We start from the raw sequence: 20,138 nt of genomic DNA, 5'->3' as shown, positions 1-20,138 counted from the left end.
GGGGCGGGGCTTCGTTTCCGAAGGGGCGGACGGGTCAGCGCAGTTGGTCGTACGCCGGCAAGGTCAGGAAGTCCGCGTAGTCCTGGTCCAGGGAGACCCGGAGCAGAAGGTCGTGGGCCTGCTGCCACTTGCCTGCGGTGAAGGTGTCCTCGCCGATCTCCTCGCGGATCGCGGCCAGTTCCTCGGCGGCGACCTTGCGGGCCAGGTCGGCCGTGGCGTGTTCGCCGTTCTCGAAGACCACGTCCGCGTTGATCCACTGCCAGATCTGCGAGCGGGAGATCTCGGCGGTGGCCGCGTCCTCCATCAGGTTGAAGATGGCGACCGCGCCCAGGCCGCGCAGCCAGGCCTCGATGTAGCGGATGCCGACCGCGACGGCGTTGCGCAGGCCGTCGTAGGTGGGCTTGGCGTCGAGGGTGTCGATGGCGATCAGGTCGCCGGGCGCCACCGAGACGTCCTCGCGCAGCCGGTCCTTCTGGTGGGGCTTCTCGCCGAGGACCGCGTCGAAGGAGGCCAGGGCGATCGGGACGAGGTCGGGGTGGGCGACCCAGGAGCCGTCGAAGCCGTCGTGCGCCTCGCGGTCCTTGTCCGCCTTGACCTTCTCGAAGGCCACCTTGTTGACCTCGGCGTCGCGGCGCGAGGGGATGAAGGCGGCCATGCCGCCGATCGCGTGCGCGCCGCGCTTGTGGCAGGTGCGGACCAGGAGTTCGGTGTACGCCCGCATGAACGGGGCGGTCATCGTCACCGCGTTGCGGTCCGGGAGGACGAACCTGGTCCCGCCGTCACGGAAGTTCTTGACGATGGAGAAGAGGTAGTCCCAGCGGCCGGCGTTCAGCCCGGCGGCGTGGTCGCGCAGCTCGTAGAGGATCTCCTCCATCTCGTACGCGGCGGTGATCGTCTCGATCAGCACCGTCGCGCGGACCGTGCCCTGCGGGATGCCGACGTAGTCCTGGGCGAAGACGAAGACGTCGTTCCAGAGGCGGGCCTCCAGGTGCGACTCCGTCTTCGGCAGGTAGAAGTACGGGCCCTTGCCGAGGTCGATCAGGCGCTGCGCGTTGTGGAAGAAGTAGAGGCCGAAGTCGACCAGCGCGCCGGGCACGGAGATGCCGTCCAGTTGCAGGTGGCGCTCATCCAGGTGCCAGCCGCGGGGGCGCATGACCACGGTGGCGAGTTCGTCGGCGGACTTCAGCGCGTACGACTTGCCCGACTTCGGGTCGGTGAAGTCGATGCGGCGCTCGTAGGCGTCGGTCAGATTGAGCTGGCCGAGGACGACGTTCTCCCACGTGGGGGCGGACGCGTCCTCGAAGTCGGCGAGCCAGACCTTCGCACCCGAGTTCAGGGCGTTGACGGTCATCTTGCGGTCGGTCGGGCCGGTGATCTCCACCCGGCGGTCGTTCAGCGCGGCCGGAGCGGGTGCGACCTTCCAGGAGTCGTCCGCGCGGATCGCCGCCGTCTCGGGCAGGAAGTCCAGCGTGGAGGTGCGGGCGATCTCGGCGCGGCGCTCACCGCGCCGGGCGAGCAGCTCATCGCGGCGCGGGGTGAACCGCCGGTGCAGTTCGGCCACGAACGCGAGGGCCGCGTCGGTCAGGACCTCATCCTGCCGGGGCAGAGGCTCGGCATCGACGATGACCGGCGTGGACGGCGCTGGTGCGGACATGAGCTGTCACTCCTTCAGCGGGCGGCGGCGTCTCATGGCCGCCGGGTCGCCTGATACGGCACGGCGTGCCATGGCTCCGAGACAGGGCCGTGGGCGCCGTCTGAGGTTCAGAGGGCTTCTGACCAGTGGATAGTAGTTTCCTCATGGTGGAAGTTCAATGGTTTGTTGATATCGAGATTCTCCGGGTCGACAGAAACGGGCCGTCGGCGGCGCAGCGTGCCAGCACGGCCACGGACGGTGGACGGCGACCCGGCTCCGTCCGGTCACTCCAGGTGCTTCAGGTCCTGCGAGGTGTCGATGTCGTACGCCTCGGCCACATCCGAACACTCCACGAGCGTGATCGCATCGCGGTGCTCCCGCAGATACGCCCGCGCACCCTGGTCGCCCACCGCCCCCGCCACGACGTCCGTCCACCGGTCCGCCCCGAGCAGCACCGGATGGCCCCGCTCCCCGCCGTACGAGGCGGCCGCCAGAGTCACCCGCGAGCGGTACGCCGAACGTACCCGCGCCACCGCCTCCGCGCCGATCCCCGGCTGATCGACCAGGAGGACGAGCGCCGCATCCGCGTCCGTCGCGCTCAGGGCGGCCAGACCCAGACGGAGCGAGGAGCCCATGCCCTCCTCCCAGCCCGGGTTCGCCACCACCGCGCAGCCCGTGAGATCCGCCCGGGCCCGCACCTCGCCGGCCGCCGCGCCCAGCACCACGTGGAGTGGGCCGCAACCCCCGTTGCGCAGGGAGCGCACCGCGTGCTCGATCAGCGGGCGGCCCCGGTGCTCCAGCAGTGCCTTCGGGCGGCCGCCGAGGCGCCGGCCCCCGCCCGCGGCCAGCAGTACGCCCGCGACCTTGGGGTTCTTCCGGGCGGCAGCCACGTCCGTGGCCGTGTTCGTCGTCGTGTCCTTGACCATGGGGCCTGGATACCACTGAGCCCTTCGCACACGCGACACGCATGTCACCCTCAGGGGTAACGCCGATTTCTTTCCGTGGACTGGCGCGCACTGCCTGTCATGGCGTTAACTTGCTGGCGAACCCGGGGACTTGGCCACAGCCCGGGTTCGGGGGTCACACCGGCACAAGACGTGCGAGGGGGAGTGCTGTGTTGCGAAGCGTGGGGCAGAAGCGGCTGACCGGCAGCGACGAGGACCCGAGGGTGGCCGAGCTGCGGATTGCCGTCTCCCGGCTCCGCCGGGAACTGGCCGGGCTCCGGAACGAGTTCCCGGACCGGCAGATCGCCGAGGACGAGCTGGCGGCCCTGGACGCGATGGCCGTCAGCGGCGCGCCGGAGATCCCCCGGATGCGCCGTTCCCTGCTGCTGATCGCGGGGGCGATCGGCTCCGTGAGCGCGGTGGCCGCCGCCCTGCGCGACGTACGCAACGCGGTCGACCTCTTCGGGGAGCCCCCGCGCGGCTGACCACGAGGCGAAGCCCCGCACAGCCGATCGGCCGCGCCCGGCCCCTCAGCGGCGGATGAGCCTGCGGGCGGTTGCCGCCGCGACCGCCGACGTACGGGAGTCGACGCCCAGCTTGGCGTAGATGTGCACCAGATGGGACTTCACCGTTGCCTGGCTCAGGAACAGCCGCTTGCTGATCTGCAGGTTCGACAGGCCTTCCCCGACCAGCTGGAGCACCTCCAGCTCCCGCCGGGTCAGGGCCGCGGCCGGGGTGCGCATCCGGTCCATCAGCCGGTGTGCCACCGAGGGCGCCAGCGCCGAGCGGCCCACCGCCGCCGTGCGTACCGCCGCCGCCAGCTCCTGCGGTGGCGCGTCCTTCAGCAGATAGCCGCTCGCGCCCGCCTCGACCGCCGCCAGGATGTCCGCGTCGGAGTCGTACGTGGTGAGGATCAGTACCCGGGGGCCGTCCGGTGCGGCGGTGATCGTCGCCGTGGCCTCCGAACCGTGCAGGCCCGCGCCGAACTGGAGGTCCATCAGGACCACGTCGAAGCCGCCCCCCGCCGCCAGGGCGACGGCCTCCTCGGCGGTGGCGGCCTCACCGGCGACCCGAAAGTCCGGCTCGGTGTCCAGGACCGCGCGCAGCCCCGCCCGGACGACCGGGTGGTCGTCCGCGAGCAGCAACCGGATCGCGTCCCCGCCCCCGCTCACGCCGCACGCTCCGCTTCCGCGACGGGCAGCGGCAGGGTGAGGGCCACCGCCGTGCCCTGGCCGGGCGCCGACTCCACGCTCAGCGCACCGCCGAGCGATCCGGCCCGCGCCCGCATCGCCGGCAGCCCGAAGCCACCGTCGCCGCGCTCGTGGACCGGCGCCTCCGACGGGTCGAAGCCCTGCCCGTCGTCCACCACGTCCAGTGCCACGGAGGTGTCCATGAAGCTCAGGGTGATCTCCGCCCGCCCGGCCCGAGCATGGCGCACCGTGTTGGCCAGCGCCGACTGCGCGGTCCGCAGCAGCGCCACCTCGTACGGCGTCGGCAGCTCCACCGGAGTACCGCTGACCGCGAACCGCACGGTCAGGTCCGGTGCGCTCGTGCGGGCGCAGAGCCGCTCCAGGGCGGCAGCCAGCGAACCGTGCTCCAGGTCCGGCGGCGTCAGCGCGCGGACGAAGGAACGGGCCTCGGCCAGATTGGCCTGCGCGGCCTCGCGAGCGGCCCGGACATGCCCGGCGGCGGGGGCGTCCTCGGGCAGCGAGCGTTCGGCGGCGCGCAGCAGCAGCTGGATGCTGGACAGGCCCTGGGCCAGCGTGTCGTGGATCTCCCGGGCGAGGCGTTCACGCTCGGCGAGGGTCCCGGCCGTACGTTCGGCCTCGGCCAGGTCCGCGCGGGTGGCGACCAGCTCCACGATCAGCTCGCGCCGCCGTTCGCTCTCGCGGAAGAGCGTGTCGTACCCGAGGACGGTGGCCACGGCGACCGCCGCGCCGATCAGCGGCCCGATGAACGCGCCGGGCGCGATCTCCTGCCGGTGCACGACGAAGCTGGTGATCGCGGCCGCCGCGGTCACCACGACGGCGGGCAGCGCCCAGCGCATCGGCAGGAAGTGGAGCTGGAGGAAGTAGAGCGGGAAGGCCACCCACAGGGCCTCCGGCGACAGCACCAGCAGCGCGGCCCACAGGACCCACAGCCCGCCCAGCCACACCGCCCCCGCCCGGTTTCCCGGCTGTACGGAGGAGACCAGCGCCCCCGCCGCGTACAGGGCCGCCATCAGCACCGCCACCGCCACGACCGCCGCCGTGCGTGGCGTGTCCTCGCCCACCGTGCGGACCACCACCAGGGCCAGCAGCCCCGTCAGCAGTGCGTGCAGACAGAGCCGCAGGGCTGCGGTGACGTGGGTGTGCGAACGCGAATCCATGGTTCGTCCAGCGTAGCCGCGGCCTCCCCGGACCCGGTCAACCGAAAGGTTGATCCCGGGCCCGTCCGCCGCGCGATGTCTTCCCGCCCGCGCCGAACGACGCTGGAGCCATGTTCGTCGCATGGAGAGACCTCCGCTTCGCCAAAGGCCGGTTCGCGCTCATGGGCTCGGTCGTGGTGCTGATCACGCTGCTCGTGGGCCTGCTGTCCGGCCTGACCGCCGGTCTGGCCCGGGAGAACACCTCGGCCGTCACCGGGCTCGACGCCGACCACCTGGCGTTCGCCGCGCCCCCCGACGGGCAGGCGGAGTCGTTCACCGACTCGACCGTCCGGGAGGACGGCTGGCGGGCCTGGGCCGGACGGCCCGGGGTCGAGGCCGCGCAGCCGCTCGGCATCCGCACCCTGAACGCCACCGCCGCCGGTGAGCGGACCGCCGCCGTGTCGGCCTTCGGCGTCGAACCGGACGGCACCCTCGGGCCGGAAGGGATCGGCCCGGGGCGGGTCGTGCTCTCCGTGAAGGCCGCCGAGGAGCTGGACGTGGCCGCCGGTGACCGGATCGCGCTCGGCCGGACCGAGCGCGAGGTCGCCGCCGTCGCCGGGGACGCCGCCTACAGCCACACCCCCGTCGTCTGGACCACCCTCGACGACTGGCAGCATTTCGGCCACGACGGTGCCGGGCCCGCCGAACAGGCGACCGTGATCGCCCTGACCACCACGGGCAGCGTCGACCTGAAGGCGGGGGACGAGGCGGCGGGCACCAGCACCCTCGCCCTCGACGACTCCCTGACCGCCATCGGCTCCTACCAGGCGGAGAACGGTTCGCTGCAGCTGATGCGCGGCTTCCTCTTCGCCATCTCCGCGCTCGTCATCGGCGCGTTCTTCACCGTCTGGACGATCCAGCGCAGCGGCGACGTCGCCGTACTGAAGGCGCTCGGCGCGTCGACCCCGTACCTCCTGCGCGACGCACTGGGGCAGGCCGTGGTGATGCTCGCCATCGGTACGGGCCTGGGCACCGCGCTCGCAGCCGGGGCCGGCGCCCTGATCGGCGGGGGAGCCGTGCCGTTCGTCCTGGACGCGGCGACCGTCCTCGTCCCGGCCGCCGTGATGATCGCCCTCGGCGCGCTCGGGGCCGCCCTGTCCATCCGGCGGATCACCGCCGTCGACCCGCTCACCGCACTCGGGAGTGCCCGATGACGCTCACCCTGACCGACGTCACCCTGACCTACCCGGACGGCGAGGGCCGGCTCACCGCCCTGGACCGGGTCTCGCTGGACGTGCCCCCGGGCACGCTGACCGCCGTCGTCGGGCCGTCCGGCTCGGGCAAGTCCAGCCTGCTCGCGGCGGCCGCCACCCTGGTCACCCCGGACTCCGGCGAGGTCGTCGTGGCCGGGACGCCGACCGCCGGCCTCGGCCGGGCCGGGCGGGCGGCCCTGCGGCGGGACCGTATCGGCATCGTCTTCCAGCAGCCCAACCTGCTGCCCTCGCTGACCGCCGCCGAACAGCTCCAGGTGATGCGCCTGTTGTCCGGCGGGTCCGCCCGCGCCGCCCGCCGCCGGGCCCTGGAGCTGCTGGACGCGGTCGGTCTCGCCGACCGCGCGCACCGGCGGCCGCACCAGCTCTCGGGCGGTCAGCGCCAGCGGATCAACATCGCGCGGGCCCTGATGAACGAGCCGGCGGTCCTGCTCGTCGACGAGCCGACCAGCGCGCTCGACCACGAGCGCGGCGCGGCCGTGCTCGACCTGCTGGTCACCCTGACCCGGGAGCGCGCCACCGCCACGGTGCTGGTCACGCACGACCGGGCGCACCTGGACAGGATGGACCGGACGGTGACGATGGACGACGGGCGGCTGACCGTCCCGGCCCGGGTCTGAGACGAGTCCAGGCCCGGGTCTGGGACGAGGAGCGGCGGGGCCCGGATCCGGGCCCCGCCGCTCCTCGTCTCAGCCGCCGTTCGTGCCGCTGCTCGCCAGGGCTTCGGACAGCTCGCCCGCGACCTGCTGGAGAATCGGCACGATCCGCTCCGTGGCCGCCTCCGTCACGCGCCCCGCCGGGCCCGAGATGGAGATCGCGGCGGAGGTGGGGGAGTTCGGTACGGAGACCGCGAGGCACCGCACCCCGATCTCCTGCTCGTTGTCGTCCACCGCGTACCCGGCGCGGCGCACCAGCTCCAGGGCGTCGAGGAAGCCCTCCGGCGTGGTGATCGTCTTCTCCGTGGCGGCCGGCATGCCGGTACGGGCCAGGAGGGCGCGGACCTCGTCGGCGGGGGTGTGCGCGAGGAGCGCCTTGCCGACACCCGTGGAGTGGGGCAGCACCCGGCGGCCGACCTCGGTGAACATCCGCATGGAGTGCTTGGACGGCACCTGGGCGACGTACACGATCTCGTCCCCGTCCAGCAGCGCCATGTTCGCCGTCTCGCCGGTCTCCTCCACCAGGCGGCTGAGGTAGGGGCGGGCCCACGTGCCCAGCAGCCGGGAGGCGGACTCGCCGAGCCGGATCAGGCGAGGGCCGAGCGCGTAGCGGCGGTTGGGCTGCTGGCGTACGTACCCGCAGACGACCAGGGTGCGCATCAGCCGGTGGATGGTCGGGAGGGGCAGACCGCTGCTCGCTGACAGCTCGCTCAGCCCGACCTCGCCCCCGGCGTCCGCCATCCGCTCCAGCAGGTCGAAGGCGCGCTCAAGGGACTGCACCCCACCGCTGGAACCGGAGGGCTTGGAGTCGGCTGTGCTGGCGTGGGACGGCGGCACGTCAACGGTCCTTTCGAAGCGGAAGGCAAGGCAGCAGCCTACCGGGCGGTTCCCGGACGGCCCACAGCTCCCCGGTCGGCGTCCGTGCCGGTCAGGGACTGTTTTGTCCGGGTGCCACCGGTCGGTGCGGACGGCTCGGCGCCGCCTCTCCTGGCCCATGCTACGTTCCGCAGTTCGAAATATGACTTTTACTTTGTGGAAACCTCCAGTCGGGCGACCGGGGTGGCCCGGCGGGTCCCGGTGGCGGATGGTGGGGTCTTGACGAGGGCGATTCCCGAGTGAAGACTCCATCGAAGCTTCAACAGTTCGTTGAATTCCTGGAGTGAAGGAGCACAGGTGTCCGGTCCGGACGTGAACCTGATACTGCGCTCGACGCGCGTCGTCACCCCCGGGGGGACCCGGCCGGCGGCGGTCGCCGTCGCGGGCGGGACGATCGACGCGGTCCTGCCGTACGACACCGGGGCGCCCGCGGGCGCCCGCCTGGAGGACCTCGGCGACGACGTCCTGCTGCCGGGCCTGGTCGACACCCACGTCCATGTGAACGACCCCGGCCGCACCGAGTGGGAGGGCTTCTGGACCGCCACCCGCGCGGCGGCGGCCGGCGGCATCACCACGCTGCTGGACATGCCGCTCAACTCTCTCCCGCCGACCACCACCGTCGAGAACCTGCGGACCAAGCAGCAGGTCGCGGCCCGCAAGGCGCACGTCGATACCGGCTTCTGGGGCGGTGCGATCCCGTCCAACGTCGAGGACCTGCGCCCGCTGCACGAGGCCGGGGTCTTCGGCTTCAAGTGCTTCCTCTCGCCCTCCGGCGTCGAGGAGTTCCCGGAGCTGGACCAGGAGCAGCTGGCCCGCTCCATGGCGGAGATCGCCGGCTTCGGCGGACTGCTCATCGTGCACGCCGAGGACCCGCACCACCTGGCCGAGGCCCCGCAGCGCCCCGGACCCGCCTACGCGGACTTCCTCGCCTCCCGCCCGCGCGACGCCGAGAACACCGCGATCGAAGGGCTCATCGCCCACGCCGAGCGGCTGAACGCCCGCGTCCACGTCCTGCACCTCTCCTCCGGCGACGCCCTGCCGTTGATCGCCGCCGCCAAGCGCCGGGGTGTCCGCGTCACCGTCGAGTCCTGCCCGCACTTCCTCACCCTCACCGCCGAGGAAGTCCCGGACGGCGCCACCGAGTTCAAGTGCTGCCCGCCGATCCGCGAGGCCGCCAACCAGGACGCGCTGTGGGCCGGGCTCGCCGACGGCACCATCGACTGCGTCGTCAGCGACCACTCCCCGTGCACCACGGACCTCAAGACCCCGGACTTCGCCTCCGCCTGGGGCGGCATCTCCTCCCTCCAGCTCGGCCTGCCCGCCATCTGGACCGAGGCCCGCAGGCGCGGCCACTCCCTCGACGACGTCGCCCGCTGGATGTCCGCCGCCCCCGCCGAACTCGCCGGGCTGACCCGTAAGGGCGCCATCGAGGCCGGACGCGACGCCGACTTCGCGGTCCTCGCCCCCGAGGCGACCTTCACCGTCGACCCCGCCGAGCTCTTCCACCGCAACCAGGTCACCGCCTACGCCGGGAAGACCCTGCACGGCGTGGTCCGCTCCAGTTGGCTGCGCGGTGTCCGCATCGCCTCCGACGGCGTCCTCGCTGAGCCCGCCGGCCGCCTCCTCGAACGAGACCACTGACCGAGCCCGCCGGTCCCTTCCTCGAACGAGACCACTGACCGAGCCCGAAAGGAACTCCTGACCATGACGGACGCCGTGATACCCCGCTTCACCGGTGACGCCCGCCCGTACGCGGGCGGCGACCCGTACGCCGACCACCGCACCGCCGACTTCCCCTTCACCCACCTCGTCGACCTGGCCGACCGCCGCCTCGGGGCGGGGGTCATCGCCGCCAACGACGAGTTCTTCGCCGAGCGCGAGAACCTGCTGAAGCCCGGACCCGCCGTCTTCGACCCGGAACACTTCGGGCACAAGGGCAAGATCATGGACGGCTGGGAGACCCGCCGCCGACGCGGTGTCAGCGCCGCCGAACCGCACCCCACCGCCGACGACCACGACTGGGCCCTCGTCCGCCTCGGCGCGCCCGGCGTCATCCGGGGCATCGTCCTGGACACCGCCCACTTCCGCGGCAACTACCCACAGGCGGTCTCCGTCGAGGCCGCCTCGCTGCCCGGCTCCCCGTCGCCCGACGACCTCCACGCCCCCGACGTGAAGTGGGTGACGCTCGTCCCCCGTACGGCGGTCGGCGGCCACGCGGCCAACGGCTTCACCGTCGACGCCGAGCAGCGCTTCACCCATCTGCGGGTCAACCAGCACCCGGACGGCGGGATCGCCCGGCTGCGCGTGTACGGAGAGGTCGCCCCGGACCCCGCCTGGCTCGGCGCGCTCGGCACGTTCGACCTCGCGGCCCTGGAGAACGGCGGCCAGGTCGAGGACGCCTCCGACCGCTTCTACTCCCCGGCCACCAACACCATCCAGCCGGGACGCTCGCGCAAGATGGACGACGGCTGGGAGACCCGCCGCCGGCGCGACCGGGGCAACGACTGGATCCGCTACCGCCTCGCCGCGCAGTCCGGGATCCGGGCCGTCGAGATCGACACCGCCTGCCTCAAGGGCAACTCCGCGGGCTGGGCGAGCCTTTCGGTGCAGGACGGCGAGGGCGCCGACTGGACGGAGATCCTGCCGCGGACCCGCCTCCAGCCCGACACCGACCACCGATTCGTCCTGGACGGGATCGTCCGGGCCACCCATGTGCGGATCGACATCTTCCCGGACGGCGGCATCTCCCGGCTCCGGCTGTTCGGATCGCTCACCGACGAGGGCGCCGCCGCCCTGGCGGCCCGGCACCGGGAGCTCGGCGGCTGATCCCGATGGTGGGCAGGGCCGGGCGCAACGCGGTCGCAGGCGGGATCGCGGTGTGCCCGGCCGGTCCCGTTACGTGAGGGTGTGTCACCCTGGTCGGGGTGCGGCGAGCAGGCTAGGGCGAGCCGCACCTTCCGACGTCCCGACCTGGAGCCTCCATGATCTTCATCGCCGTCAAGTTCACCGCCCTCGTCGCCGAGCGCGACAACTGGCTCCCCCGGCTGGAGGACTTCACCGTCGCCACCCGCAGCGAGCCCGGCAACCTCTTCTTCGACTGGTCCTACAGCGTGGAGCCGGTATCGGGGCGACCCTCCGCCTTGCGATCGCACGCACCAGACGCCGCCGAGCCCGCCCTCCGGGCGGACGGCGCTACTTTCGAAACACGCCCTAGAACTCCTCGTGCGACTCCGGGTCGCCGCCGAACCGCCGCTGCCGCCCGGACGCGATCGTCGTCAGCTCCTGCGCCGTCAGCTCGAACCCGAACAGATCGAGGTTCTCGCGCTGCCGGCCCGGGTCCGCCGACTTCGGGATCGGCACCGCGCCCAGCTGGGTGTGCCAGCGCAGCACCACCTGGCCGGGGCTCACCCCGTGGTCCTCAGCGATCGCCACGGTCGAGGGATCCTCCAGCACCTCGCGGCCCCGGGCCAGCGGGCTCCAGCTCTCCGTGACGATGCCCTTCGCCGCGTGCACCGCCCGCAACTCCTCCTGCGGGAGCAGCGGATGCATCTCGATCTGGTTCACCGAGGGCAGCACGCCCGTCTCCCGCTCCAGCCGCTCCAGGTGCGCGGCGGTGAAGTTGGACACCCCGATGGAGCGGACCAGACCGTCCTCGCGGAGCCGGATCATCGCCTTCCAGGTGTCCACGTACTTGCCTACGCGGGGGAGCGGCCAGTGGATCAGGTAGAGGTCGACGTACTCGACGCCCAGCCGGGCCCGTGACTCCTCGAACGAGGTGAGCGTCTCCTCGTACCCCTGGTGCCGGCCGGGCACCTTCGTGGTGACGAAGACCTCCTCGCGGGGGACGCCGCTGCGGGCGATGCCCCGGCCGGTGCCGGTCTCGTTGCCGTAGTTGAGGGCCGTGTCGACCAGCCGGTAGCCGAGCTCCAGGGCCCCGGCGACGGCCTCCTCGGCCGCCGCGTCGTCCAGCGGATAGGTGCCGAGCCCCACAGCGGGGAGCCGTGTGCCGTCGTTGAGCGTGTGAACCGGTGTGCCGGACATGTGCTGGTCCTGTCCTTCCCGTCGCTGCCCCGTCCCGGCCAGCGTAGGGGCGCGGCCGGTACGGGGCAGGCTGGACGGGGCCGCCGGGGAGCGTGCCGGGGGGAGCGCCCCGCGGCGGACCGGGGGAGCGCGCCGGGTGATGGACCGGCAGCGCCCCGGCGGCGGCGCCGCTCAGAGCCTGTCGGGTGGCCTTCGATCGGAAAGCGGACACGGTCCGGTGCTTGCGGTTCCAAGGGCGCCGGGATGCCCTCGTAGCGGAGCTGCCGGGGCATCTCGGCAACGCCCGGAAGCGTGCGTGCCAGGGCGTGGCCGCCCGGTCAGAGGTCACCCGACACGCTCTCAGGCCGCGTGGCCGCCGTCCACGACGACCTCCGTACCCGTGATGAAGCCCGCCTCCGCGCTCGTGAGGTACGCGACCAGTGAGGCGACCTCCTCCGCCGTGCCGAAGCGGCCCAGGGCGGTCGCCGCGCGCTGGCCCTCGGCGAACGGCCCGTCGGCCGGGTTGAGATCGGTGTCCACGGGCCCCGGCTGGATCAGGTTGACCGTGATGCCGCGCGGCCCCAGTTCCCTGGCGAGCGGCTTGGTCAGTCCGACCAGGGCGGACTTGCTGAGCCCGTAGAGGGTGGAGCCGGGCCCGCCCACGTACCGGCTCAGGGCGGAGCCCACGGAGACGATGCGGCCCCCGTCGGCCAGCCGCTCCGCCGCCGCCCGGCAGGCGAGGAAGACCGCCCGCACGTTCACCGCCAGCGTCCGGTCCACCTCCGGCCCGGCGAGCCCGGAGATCGGGCCGAGGACACCGATCCCCGCGTTGTTGACCAGGATGTCGAGCCGGCCGAGCGCGTCCGCCGCCCGGTGCACGGTGTCGGCGGCCGCGTCTGCGTCCGCCGCGTCGCAGCGCAGGGCCACGCCCCGGCGGCCGAAGCCCTCGATCTTCGCGACGACGGCGCGGGCCGCCTCCTCGTCCCGTACATAGGTGACGGCGACGTCCGCGCCGTCCTGGGCGAGCCGCAGCGCGGTCGCGGCGCCGATGCCCCGGCTGCCGCCGGTGACCAGGGCGGCGCGGGGCGTAAGGCCGGTGGGAGCGGTGGCGGGAGCGGTGCTGGAAAGGGTGCTGGACATGGCCGGTTCCTCGCTGATCGGGGGTGCCGTCGCTCCGACGGCACCCCCCAAGCAAACGCGCGTCGGGGCCCGCGCACCGGCGGGTATCGGACACCCACGGCCGCCCGCGCCGCCTACCGTGAGGGCAGCGGCGAGGGGTCCGTCGCCGCCGCCCGCAGGCGGTCCAGGATGGCCCGCGCCGCCTTGTCGTAGCCGAGGTTGTTGTTCTGGAGCACCGACTCGGCGTTGGCCAGCTCCAGCAGGGCGACGTCTAGGGAGCGGCGGCGTGGCCGACCGACCCTCCGCCGCCCGGCCGAACGGCCCGACCGTCCCTGACCACGGGCGATGCTCGGGAACGATTCGACCGTTGAGACAGGTGTTCCTTTCCCAGGAGCCCGCCGGGTAGCGTGATCGCTCCGCGTGCGAGCCGGTGAGGTCTCCGCAACACGTTCCGTGGAGATCCAGGAGAACCAGGTGTCCGCTGTCGCCGTGCCCGTCCTCGCGCCCCCACGCCGCGCCTGGGTCACCGATCTGCCCGTGCTGGCGGTCGCCGTCGTCTGGGGCGCCAGCTACCTCGCTGCCAAGGGCATCACCACCACCCACACCGTGATCGCCGTGCTCGTTCTGCGCTTCGCGATCGTGCTCCCGGTGCTCGTGGCGACCGGATGGCGCAGGCTGCGGGCGCTGACCTGTGCGCAGTGGCGGGGCGGCGGGCTGCTGGGCCTGGTGCTGAGCGGGATCTTCCTGCTGGAGACGTACGGGGTGGTGCACACCTCCGCGACCAACGCCGGGCTGATCATCAGCCTCACCATGATCTTCACACCGCTGGCCGAGGCCGCCGTGACCCGCGTGCGTCCGTCGGCCGGATTCGTCGCCGCGGCCGGACTCTCCGTCGCCGGAGTGGTCCTGCTGACCCAGGGCGGCGGGTTCACCAGCCCCTCGACCGGTGACCTGCTGATGCTGCTCGCCGCCCTCGCGCGCACCGTCCACGTACTGGCGATGGCCCGGATCGAGGCGGTCCAGGACGCCGACTCGCTCTCCCTGACCACCGTCCAGCTCGGCAGCGCGGCCACCGTCTTCCTCGTCCTCGCCGCCGTCCCCGGCACCGGCGCCTCGCCGTGGAGCGCGGCGGCCGGCTTCGGCGCCCGGGAGTGGGCGGGCCTGGTCTTCCTCTCGGTGTTCTGCACGCTGTTCGCGTTCTTCGTGCAGATGTGGTCCGTACGCCGCACCTCGCCGTCCCGGGTCAGCCTGCTGCTCGGTACGGAACCGCTGTGGGCCGCCGCCGTCGGCATCAGCCTCGGCGGGGAACGGCTCGGGCTGCTCGGGGCGGCCGGAGTGGTCCTCGTCCTTGCGGGCACCGCGTGGGGGCGGCGCGGCGCGGACCGGGAGCGCGCCGGAGTGTGAGCCGGACCGTTGAGCTGTCAGGACGTGACCGCCGCCAGGGCGAGGACCCGCTGTCAGGACTTGAGGGAATCCGCGGCGATCATCACGGCCACCCCTGCCACGATCAGCACGATGTTGACGAACAGTCCGCGGTCGCTGAGGAAGTCGATCCGCCGCAACACCGTCCGCAGCCGGAACCAGCCCATCCACTCGTACAGCAGCCCGCCCGCGCCCTGGGCGAAGGCGAGGAACCCGATCGTCTCGGCGACGGCCTCCCTCTACCTCGGCGTCGCGACCGTCAGGCCCCGCGTCTCGCGGATTCTCGCCAGACTCGAACTCAACAACCGTGTCCAGATCGCGCTGTTGGTCCACGATGCAAGACTCCTCGACACGGACGGGGAAGGCGAGGGCGGCCTACGCTGACCGGACCGGACCGGAGCGGACCGGAGCGGACCGGAGCGGACCGGAACGGAAGAGGGGCCGACCGCCATGGCTGTGCTCGATCTGCGCGGCGACGCTCGCCTGGCGCACCGGGATGCTGATGCGGGGGCCGTTGAGCCTTCCGGTCGCGTGGTAGCGGAGCAGGCGGGAGCAGCGCCGGACCCAGGACGCGGAAGGCCGTGGTTCAGCCGCCGGGGATCTCGGTCATCGCCACCGGCCGGCGCTCGCGGCGGGAGACCTCGCACGCCTCGGCGATCCGCAGGGCGTGCAAGGCCTCCCGCCCGTCGCACGGATTGGCCAGCTCGCCGCGGACCACGCGCAGGAACGCGTCCAGCTCCGCCTCGTACGCCGGGGCGAACCGTTCCAGGAACCCCGGCCAGGGCTTGGCCGGGGCGCCGGGGCCTCCGGGCTCCACCGAGGTCAGCGGCGTACGGTCGTCCAGGCCGACGGCGAGCTGGTCCAGCTCGCCGGCCAGCTCCATCCGTACGTCGTACCCGGCGCCGTTGCACCGGGTCGCGGTGGCGGTGGCGAGCGTCCCGTCGTCGAGGGTGAGCAGGGCGGCGGCCGTGTCCACGTCCCCGGCCTCCCGGAACATCGCGGGCCCGGCGTCCGCGCCGGTGGCGTACACCTCGCCGACCTCGCGGCCCGTCACCCACCGCAGGATGTCGAAGTCGTGGACCAGGCAGTCGCGGTACAGCCCGCCGGAGAGCGGGAGGTAGGCGGCGGGCGGCGGGGCGGGGTCGGAGGTGACCGCCCGCACGGTGTGCAGCCGGCCGAGCCTCCCCTCCCGTACGGCGGCCCTGGCCTCGCCGTACCCGGTGTCGAAGCGCCGCATGAAGCCGATCTGGAGGACGCTCCCCGCCGCCTCGACCTCCCCGAGCGCGGCGAGTGTGCCGGGCAGGTCCAGGGCGATCGGCTTCTCGCAGAAGACGGGCAGACCGGCGCGGGCGGCCCGGGCGATGAGACCGGCATGGGCCGAGGTCGCCGAACAGATCACCACGGCGTCGGGCGGGCCCCCGGCCTGGCCCTCCCCGGTGAACAGGCCGTCCACCGCGACGGCCGCCGCCCCGGTCCGTGTGGCGGCTGCGGCCGCCCGCTCCGGGTCCGCGTCGGCCAGCAGCAGGGCGTCCACAGCGGGATGACGACTCAGCACCTCCGCATGGAATGTGCCGATCCGTCCCGTTCCGATCAGTCCGATGCGCATGGGCCCCAAGGTGACGTTCGCCCGGTCATCATGTCAAGCGTTTGTCCTGACAAATGGCGGCCGCATCGATCGACGGTTCCCGCCCCGATGTGCCATGGCTTTGTCCGGACAAGCGAACTACGCTCGCCCCGTGACCGCACAAGGAACCGACCGGCCGCTGCCGCTGAGCGTGGACCGCACCAGCCCGGTGCCGCTCTACTTCCAGCTGGCACAGCAGCTGGAGGCCGCCGTGGAACAGGGCCGGCTGGCCCCCGGCACCCTGCTCGGGAACGAGATCGACCTCGCCGCCCGCCTCGGACTGTCCCGGCCGACCGTCCGCCAGGCCATCCAGTTGCTTGTCGACAAGGGCCTGATGGTGCGCCGCCGGGGAGTCGGCACCCAGGTCGTCCACAGCCAGGTCCGCCGCCCGCTGGAGCTCAGCTCGCTCTACGACGACCTGGAGGCGGCCGGCCAGCGCCCCGCCACCGGCGTCCTGCGCAACACCGTGGAACCGGCCACCGCCGAGGTCGCCGCCGCGCTCGGCGTCGCCGAGGGCAGCGAGGTCCACCTCGTCGAACGGCTGCGCAGCGCCCACGGCGAACCGGTGGCCCTCCTGCGCAACCACCTGCCGCCGGGGCTGCTGCCCCTGCCCACCGAGGAACTGGAGGCCACCGGCCTCTACCGGCTGATGCGCGCCTCGGGCATCACGCTGCACAGCGCCCGCCAGTCGGTGGGCGCGCGCGCCGCGGACGAACGCCAGGCACGGGCGCTCCAGGAGCCGGTGGGCGCGCCGCTGCTCACGATGGAGCGCACCGCGTACGACGACACCGGCCGGGTGGTCGAGTTCGGCTCGCACGTCTACCGGGCGGACCGGTACGCCTTCGAGTTCCAGCTCCTGGTACGCCCCTGAGCGGCGAAGCCGGCCCGTCCGGCGTTCGAGGACGGAAGCGTCGAGGCGGGCTCGGCCGCGGCCGGCGGGTTCCCGTGCGTCGGGTTATCGCGGCTGCAGGGTCACCTGCTCATGGAACCGTTTCCTGCACACGGGTTGCGCTCCGCGGGTCCCGTGCCCCAGGCTCCTGTGTCCGTCGGGCCCGCCCACGCGAGGGGTCCGTCCTCGAACGCCGGACGGGCTGGGGGTGCGGGCGGGAGCGGGCAGGGCTCGGGGATACTTGGGCAGCCGGGCCGGGACCGTACACTCCCCGGCCCCGTCGAACAGCACAGCGAGCAGCAGTAGAAGGGCACGGCGTCGTGGCAAGGGTTCGGACAGGGGTACGCGCGATGGGCGCCGTGCTGGCAGTGGTGCTGGGCGCCTCCCTCGCGGGATGCAGCAGCACCGGCGGCAAGCGGGCGGAAGAGCGCGCGGCCGAGGCCGCCGAGGGCCGGGCCGCGGTGAACACACCGCGCTGGACCTTCGCCATGGTCACCCACTCGGGCGACGGCGACACCTTCTGGGACATCGTCCAGAAGGGCGCCGAGCAGGCGGCCCTCAAGGACAACATCAACTTCCTCTACTCGCACAACGACGAGGCCAACCAGCAGGCCCAGCTCGTCCAGACCGCGATCGACAAGAAGGTCGACGGGCTGATCGTCTCGCTGGCCAAGCCGGACGCGATGAAGGCCGTGATCGCCAAGGCCGTCAAGGCGGGCATCCCGGTCGTCACCGTGAACTCCGGCTCCGCGGAGTCCGAGGAGTTCGGCGCCCTGACCCACATCGGCCAGGACGAGTCGGTCGCCGGCGAGGCCGTCGGCGACGAGCTGAACAGCCGGGACCGCAAGAAGGCCCTGTGCGTCCTGCACGAGCAGGGCAACGTGGGCCACGAACAGCGCTGCGCCGGAGCGAAGAAGACCTTCGACGGCACGATGCAGAACCTGTACGTCGACGGCACCAACATGCCCGACGTCACGGCGTCCATCGAGGCCAAGCTCCAGTCCGACAAGAGCATCGACGCGGTCGTCACCCTCGGCGCCCCCTTCGCCGACGCCGCCGTCCAGGCCAAGCAGACGGCGGGCAGCAAGGCGGAGATCGACACCTTCGACCTCAACGCCAAGGTCGCCACCGGGCTCCAGACCGACAAGCTCGGCTTCGCCGTCGACCAGCAGCCCTACCTCCAGGGGTACGAGGCCGTGGACCTGCTCTGGCTCCACCGCTACAACCGCAACGTCCTCGGCGGCGGCCTGCCCGTCCTGACCGGCCCGCAGATCATCACCAAGGACGACGCGGACGCCCTGGCCGACTACACCAAGCGGGGCACCCGATGAGCGGCGCCACCGCCGCGCCGGAGAACCCGGATCAGCTGGACGAGCGGCTGGTGCGCACCTCACCGCTGCGCAAGCTGCTCGGCCGCCCCGAGCTCGGCTCGGTCGTCGGCGCGGCAGCCGTGTTCCTGTTCTTCGCGATCGTCGCCGACAGCTTCCTCCAGGCCTCCAGCTTCGGCACCGTGCTGTACGCGGCCTCCGTCCTCGGCATCATGGCCGCCCCGGTCGCGCTGCTGATGATCGGCGGCGAGTTCGACCTCTCCGCCGGTGTCCTGGTGACCAGCTCGGCGCTGATCTCCTCGATGTTCAGCTACCAGATGACGGCCAACGTCTGGGTCGGCGTCCTCGTGTCGCTGCTGGTCACGCTCGCCATCGGCGCGTTCAACGGCTTCGTGCTGACCCGCACCGGACTGCCGAGCTTCATCATCACGCTCGGCACGTTCCTGATGCTGACCGGCCTGAACCTCGGCTTCACCAAGCTGATCAGCGGCACCGTCTCCACCAAGGCCATCGGCGACATGGAGGGCTTCGAGTCCGCCCGTGCGCTGTTCGCCTCGACGCTGACCCTCGGCGGCGTCGAGTTCAAGGTGACGATCCTGTGGTGGGCGGCGCTCGTCGGCGTCGCCACCTGGATCCTCCTCCGTACCCGCTTCGGCAACTGGATCTTCGCGGTCGGCGGCGAGGCCGACGCGGCCCGCGCGGTCGGCGTCCCGGTCATCCGCACCAAGATCGGGCTCTACCTGGGCGTCGCCTTCGCGGCCTGGATCTCCGGCCAGCACCTGCTGTTCAGCTACGACGTGGTCCAGTCCGGCGAGGGCGTCGGCAACGAGCTGACGTACATCATCGCCGCCGTCATCGGCGGCTGCCTGATCACCGGCGGCTACGGCTCCGCGATCGGCTCGGCGGTCGGCGCCTTCATCTTCGGCATGACCAGCAAGGGCATCGTGTACGCCGAGTGGAACCCGGACTGGTTCAAATTCTTCCTGGGAGCGATGCTGCTCCTGGCCACCCTGCTCAACGCGTGGGTGCGCAAGCGAGCGGAGGCGACGTCATGACGGCCACCCCTGAGCAGACCACGGCCGTCCCCGAGCAGTCCGCCGGACCCCTGGTCGAGCTGGACGACGTATCGAAGTTCTACGGCAACATCAAGGCGCTGGAACACGTCTCGCTGGAGGTCCACGCGGGCGAGATCACCTGCGTCCTCGGCGACAACGGCGCCGGCAAGTCCACCCTCATCAAGATCATCGCCGGGCTGCACCGGCATGACGCCGGACGCTTCCTGATCGACGGCGAGGAGACCACCCTCGCCAACCCGCGCGACGCCCTGGACCGGGGCATCGCCACCGTCTACCAGGACCTCGCCGTCGTCCCGCTGATGCCGGTCTGGCGGAACTTCTTCCTCGGCTCCGAGCCCACCGTCGGCGTCGGCCCCTTCAAGCGCCTCGACGTCCGGAAGATGCGCGAGAGCACCCGTACCGAACTGCTGCGCATGGGCATCGACCTGCGCGACGTCGACCAGCCCATCGGCACCCTGTCCGGCGGCGAGCGCCAGTGCGTGGCCATCGCCCGCGCCGTCTACTTCGGCGCCAAGGTCCTGGTCCTGGACGAGCCGACCGCCGCCCTCGGCGTCAAGCAGTCCGGCGTGGTCCTCAAGTACGTGGCGGCCGCCCGCGACGCGGGCCTCGGCGTGGTCCTCATCACGCACAACCCGCACCACGCGCACCTGGTCGGCGACCGGTTCATCCTCCTCAAGCGCGGCGCGATGTCCGGCAGCCACACCAAGGACGACGTCACGCTGGACGAGCTGACCCGGCAGATGGCGGGCGGCAGCGAGCTGGAGGAGCTCAGCCACGAGCTGGAACGCACTCCGACGCCCACCCTCCCGGGCGCCCACGGACCGAAGGACGGCACTCCCTGAGCACCTGTCGTCCCGGCGCGGCCGACCCCGCCCACCGGCCCCCGGGAGCCGGGCAGTGGCAGAATCGAGCCCGGCGGGCGCCGTCCGCCGC

Annotated in this window: 19 protein-coding genes and 3 pseudogenes; 12 read left to right on the top strand and 10 right to left on the bottom strand. The window is 72.6% G+C overall.

Annotated features, from left to right (window positions below; translation table 11 throughout):
- Positions 1 to 34 precede the first annotated feature (34 nt).
- Entirely contained in the window at positions 35 to 1,654 is a 1,620-nt protein-coding gene (gene aceB, locus IG90_RS0131475; protein WP_030592171.1) for a malate synthase A, read from the bottom strand.
- Positions 1,655 to 1,917: 263 nt separating this feature from the next.
- On the bottom strand, positions 1,918 to 2,559 hold the full coding sequence (locus tag IG90_RS0131470; RefSeq protein ID WP_411572654.1) for a nucleotidyltransferase family protein: 642 nt from the start codon (positions 2,557 to 2,559) through the stop codon (positions 1,918 to 1,920).
- Positions 2,560 to 2,759: 200 nt separating this feature from the next.
- On the opposite strand from IG90_RS0131470, the gene IG90_RS0131465 reads away from it, so the two are divergent.
- Entirely contained in the window at positions 2,760 to 3,062 is a 303-nt protein-coding gene (locus IG90_RS0131465) for a DUF5955 family protein (protein WP_033894811.1), read from the top strand.
- A 45-nt stretch (positions 3,063 to 3,107) separates the two neighbouring features.
- On the opposite strand, the gene IG90_RS0131460 is transcribed toward IG90_RS0131465, so the two are convergent.
- Both IG90_RS0131460 and IG90_RS0131455 read right to left on the bottom strand, forming a co-directional pair.
- Entirely contained in the window at positions 3,108 to 3,749 is a 642-nt protein-coding gene (locus IG90_RS0131460) for a response regulator (RefSeq protein ID WP_030592162.1), read from the bottom strand.
- Positions 3,746 to 4,945, bottom strand: coding sequence for a sensor histidine kinase (locus IG90_RS0131455; protein WP_030592160.1), 1,200 nt, complete (start codon positions 4,943 to 4,945; stop codon positions 3,746 to 3,748). The genes IG90_RS0131460 and IG90_RS0131455 overlap by 4 nt, the downstream gene beginning before the upstream one ends.
- Before the next feature lie 110 nt (positions 4,946 to 5,055).
- Here IG90_RS0131455 and IG90_RS0131450 point away from each other — a divergent pair, with 110 nt between their 5' ends.
- Together IG90_RS0131450 and IG90_RS0131445 are read left to right on the top strand one after the other, a co-directional pair.
- Positions 5,056 to 6,138, top strand: a complete 1,083-nt coding sequence (locus IG90_RS0131450) for an ABC transporter permease (protein ID WP_030592157.1) — start codon at positions 5,056 to 5,058, stop codon at positions 6,136 to 6,138.
- Complete coding sequence (locus IG90_RS0131445) at positions 6,135 to 6,815, top strand: ABC transporter ATP-binding protein (RefSeq protein ID WP_030592154.1); 681 nt, start codon at positions 6,135 to 6,137, stop codon at positions 6,813 to 6,815. The genes IG90_RS0131450 and IG90_RS0131445 overlap by 4 nt, the downstream gene beginning before the upstream one ends.
- 69 nt (positions 6,816 to 6,884) lie before the next feature.
- Here the strand turns inward: IG90_RS0131445 and IG90_RS0131440 are convergent, their stop codons facing one another.
- Positions 6,885 to 7,688, bottom strand: coding sequence for an IclR family transcriptional regulator (locus IG90_RS0131440; protein WP_030592152.1), 804 nt, complete (start codon positions 7,686 to 7,688; stop codon positions 6,885 to 6,887).
- A gap of 336 nt (positions 7,689 to 8,024) precedes the next feature.
- Here IG90_RS0131440 and allB point away from each other — a divergent pair, with 336 nt between their 5' ends.
- The 3 genes and pseudogenes from allB to IG90_RS46260 all read left to right on the top strand — a co-directional run.
- Positions 8,025 to 9,368, top strand: coding sequence for an allantoinase AllB (gene allB, locus IG90_RS0131435; RefSeq protein WP_030592148.1), 1,344 nt, complete (start codon positions 8,025 to 8,027; stop codon positions 9,366 to 9,368).
- A gap of 63 nt (positions 9,369 to 9,431) precedes the next feature.
- The gene (gene alc, locus IG90_RS0131430) at positions 9,432 to 10,553 is read left to right on the top strand and encodes an allantoicase (RefSeq protein ID WP_030592145.1); all 1,122 of its coding nucleotides are present in this window, start codon (positions 9,432 to 9,434) and stop codon (positions 10,551 to 10,553) included.
- Between the two features lie 155 nt (positions 10,554 to 10,708).
- Positions 10,709 to 10,843, top strand: a pseudogene (locus IG90_RS46260) (putative quinol monooxygenase); the annotation flags it as partial.
- A 94-nt stretch (positions 10,844 to 10,937) separates the two neighbouring features.
- Here the strand turns inward: IG90_RS46260 and IG90_RS0131425 are convergent.
- The 3 genes and pseudogenes from IG90_RS0131425 to IG90_RS42700 form a co-directional block, all read right to left on the bottom strand.
- Entirely contained in the window at positions 10,938 to 11,768 is an 831-nt protein-coding gene (locus tag IG90_RS0131425; RefSeq protein ID WP_030592142.1) for an aldo/keto reductase, read from the bottom strand.
- A gap of 339 nt (positions 11,769 to 12,107) precedes the next feature.
- Positions 12,108 to 12,887 carry an SDR family NAD(P)-dependent oxidoreductase gene (locus IG90_RS0131420; protein ID WP_030592140.1) on the bottom strand — a complete coding sequence of 260 codons (780 nt, stop codon included), beginning with the start codon at positions 12,885 to 12,887 and terminating at the stop codon, positions 12,108 to 12,110.
- A gap of 113 nt (positions 12,888 to 13,000) precedes the next feature.
- Positions 13,001 to 13,135: pseudogene (locus tag IG90_RS42700) on the bottom strand (TetR/AcrR family transcriptional regulator); the annotation flags it as partial.
- A 205-nt stretch (positions 13,136 to 13,340) separates the two neighbouring features.
- On the opposite strand from IG90_RS42700, the gene IG90_RS0131410 reads away from it, so the two are divergent.
- Positions 13,341 to 14,270 carry a DMT family transporter gene (locus tag IG90_RS0131410; protein ID WP_030592137.1) on the top strand — a complete coding sequence of 310 codons (930 nt, stop codon included), beginning with the start codon at positions 13,341 to 13,343 and terminating at the stop codon, positions 14,268 to 14,270.
- 53 nt (positions 14,271 to 14,323) lie between these two features.
- Here IG90_RS0131410 and IG90_RS46255 read toward each other — a convergent pair whose 3' ends face one another.
- Positions 14,324 to 14,506, bottom strand: a complete 183-nt coding sequence (locus IG90_RS46255; protein ID WP_078585475.1) for a hypothetical protein — start codon at positions 14,504 to 14,506, stop codon at positions 14,324 to 14,326.
- A gap of 16 nt (positions 14,507 to 14,522) precedes the next feature.
- On the opposite strand from IG90_RS46255, the pseudogene IG90_RS42690 reads away from it, so the two are divergent.
- Positions 14,523 to 14,672: pseudogene (locus IG90_RS42690) on the top strand (DNA-binding response regulator); the annotation flags it as partial.
- Between the two features lie 202 nt (positions 14,673 to 14,874).
- On the opposite strand, the gene IG90_RS0131400 reads toward IG90_RS42690, so the two are convergent.
- The gene (locus IG90_RS0131400; RefSeq protein WP_030592128.1) at positions 14,875 to 15,894 is read right to left on the bottom strand and encodes a Gfo/Idh/MocA family protein; all 1,020 of its coding nucleotides are present in this window, start codon (positions 15,892 to 15,894) and stop codon (positions 14,875 to 14,877) included.
- Between the two features lie 130 nt (positions 15,895 to 16,024).
- Here IG90_RS0131400 and IG90_RS0131395 point away from each other — a divergent pair, with 130 nt between their 5' ends.
- The 4 genes from IG90_RS0131395 (at position 16,025) to IG90_RS0131380 (ending at position 20,047) form a co-directional block, all read left to right on the top strand.
- The gene (locus IG90_RS0131395) at positions 16,025 to 16,783 is read left to right on the top strand and encodes a GntR family transcriptional regulator (protein ID WP_030592126.1); all 759 of its coding nucleotides are present in this window, start codon (positions 16,025 to 16,027) and stop codon (positions 16,781 to 16,783) included.
- A 338-nt stretch (positions 16,784 to 17,121) separates the two neighbouring features.
- A complete protein-coding gene (locus tag IG90_RS0131390) occupies positions 17,122 to 18,132 on the top strand; it encodes a sugar ABC transporter substrate-binding protein (protein ID WP_459170905.1) in 1,011 nt (336 codons plus the stop codon).
- Entirely contained in the window at positions 18,129 to 19,184 is a 1,056-nt protein-coding gene (locus tag IG90_RS0131385) for an ABC transporter permease (RefSeq protein ID WP_030592121.1), read from the top strand. The genes IG90_RS0131390 and IG90_RS0131385 overlap by 4 nt, the downstream gene beginning before the upstream one ends.
- Positions 19,181 to 20,047, top strand: coding sequence for an ATP-binding cassette domain-containing protein (locus tag IG90_RS0131380; protein ID WP_030592119.1), 867 nt, complete (start codon positions 19,181 to 19,183; stop codon positions 20,045 to 20,047). Before IG90_RS0131385 ends, IG90_RS0131380 begins: the two co-directional genes overlap by 4 nt.
- The last annotated feature ends 91 nt before the right edge of the window (positions 20,048 to 20,138 follow it).

This window comes from Streptomyces anulatus (assembly GCF_000721175.1).
GTDB lineage: Bacteria > Actinomycetota > Actinomycetes > Streptomycetales > Streptomycetaceae > Streptomyces > Streptomyces anulatus_C.
The sequence above is the reverse complement of the archived record's forward strand: the minus strand, read 5'-3'. Positions and strand labels throughout refer to the sequence as shown.

Bases quoted from the DNA above. Each gene is read 5' to 3' on its own strand.
- IG90_RS0131425 (WP_030592142.1), bottom strand. From the start codon at position 11,768: ATGTCCGGCACACCGGTTCACACGCTCAACGACGGCACACGGCTCCCC.
- alc (WP_030592145.1), top strand. From the start codon at position 9,432: ATGACGGACGCCGTGATACCCCGCTTCACCGGTGACGCCCGCCCGTAC.
- IG90_RS0131385 (WP_030592121.1), top strand. From the start codon at position 18,129: ATGAGCGGCGCCACCGCCGCGCCGGAGAACCCGGATCAGCTGGACGAG.
- aceB (WP_030592171.1), bottom strand. From the start codon at position 1,654: ATGTCCGCACCAGCGCCGTCCACGCCGGTCATCGTCGATGCCGAGCCT.
- IG90_RS0131470 (WP_411572654.1), bottom strand. From the start codon at position 2,559: ATGGTCAAGGACACGACGACGAACACGGCCACGGACGTGGCTGCCGCC.
- IG90_RS0131455 (WP_030592160.1), bottom strand. From the start codon at position 4,945: ATGGATTCGCGTTCGCACACCCACGTCACCGCAGCCCTGCGGCTCTGT.
- IG90_RS0131450 (WP_030592157.1), top strand. From the start codon at position 5,056: ATGTTCGTCGCATGGAGAGACCTCCGCTTCGCCAAAGGCCGGTTCGCG.
- IG90_RS0131380 (WP_030592119.1), top strand. From the start codon at position 19,181: ATGACGGCCACCCCTGAGCAGACCACGGCCGTCCCCGAGCAGTCCGCC.
- IG90_RS0131445 (WP_030592154.1), top strand. From the start codon at position 6,135: ATGACGCTCACCCTGACCGACGTCACCCTGACCTACCCGGACGGCGAG.
- IG90_RS0131420 (WP_030592140.1), bottom strand. From the start codon at position 12,887: ATGTCCAGCACCCTTTCCAGCACCGCTCCCGCCACCGCTCCCACCGGC.
- IG90_RS0131400 (WP_030592128.1), bottom strand. From the start codon at position 15,894: ATGCGCATCGGACTGATCGGAACGGGACGGATCGGCACATTCCATGCG.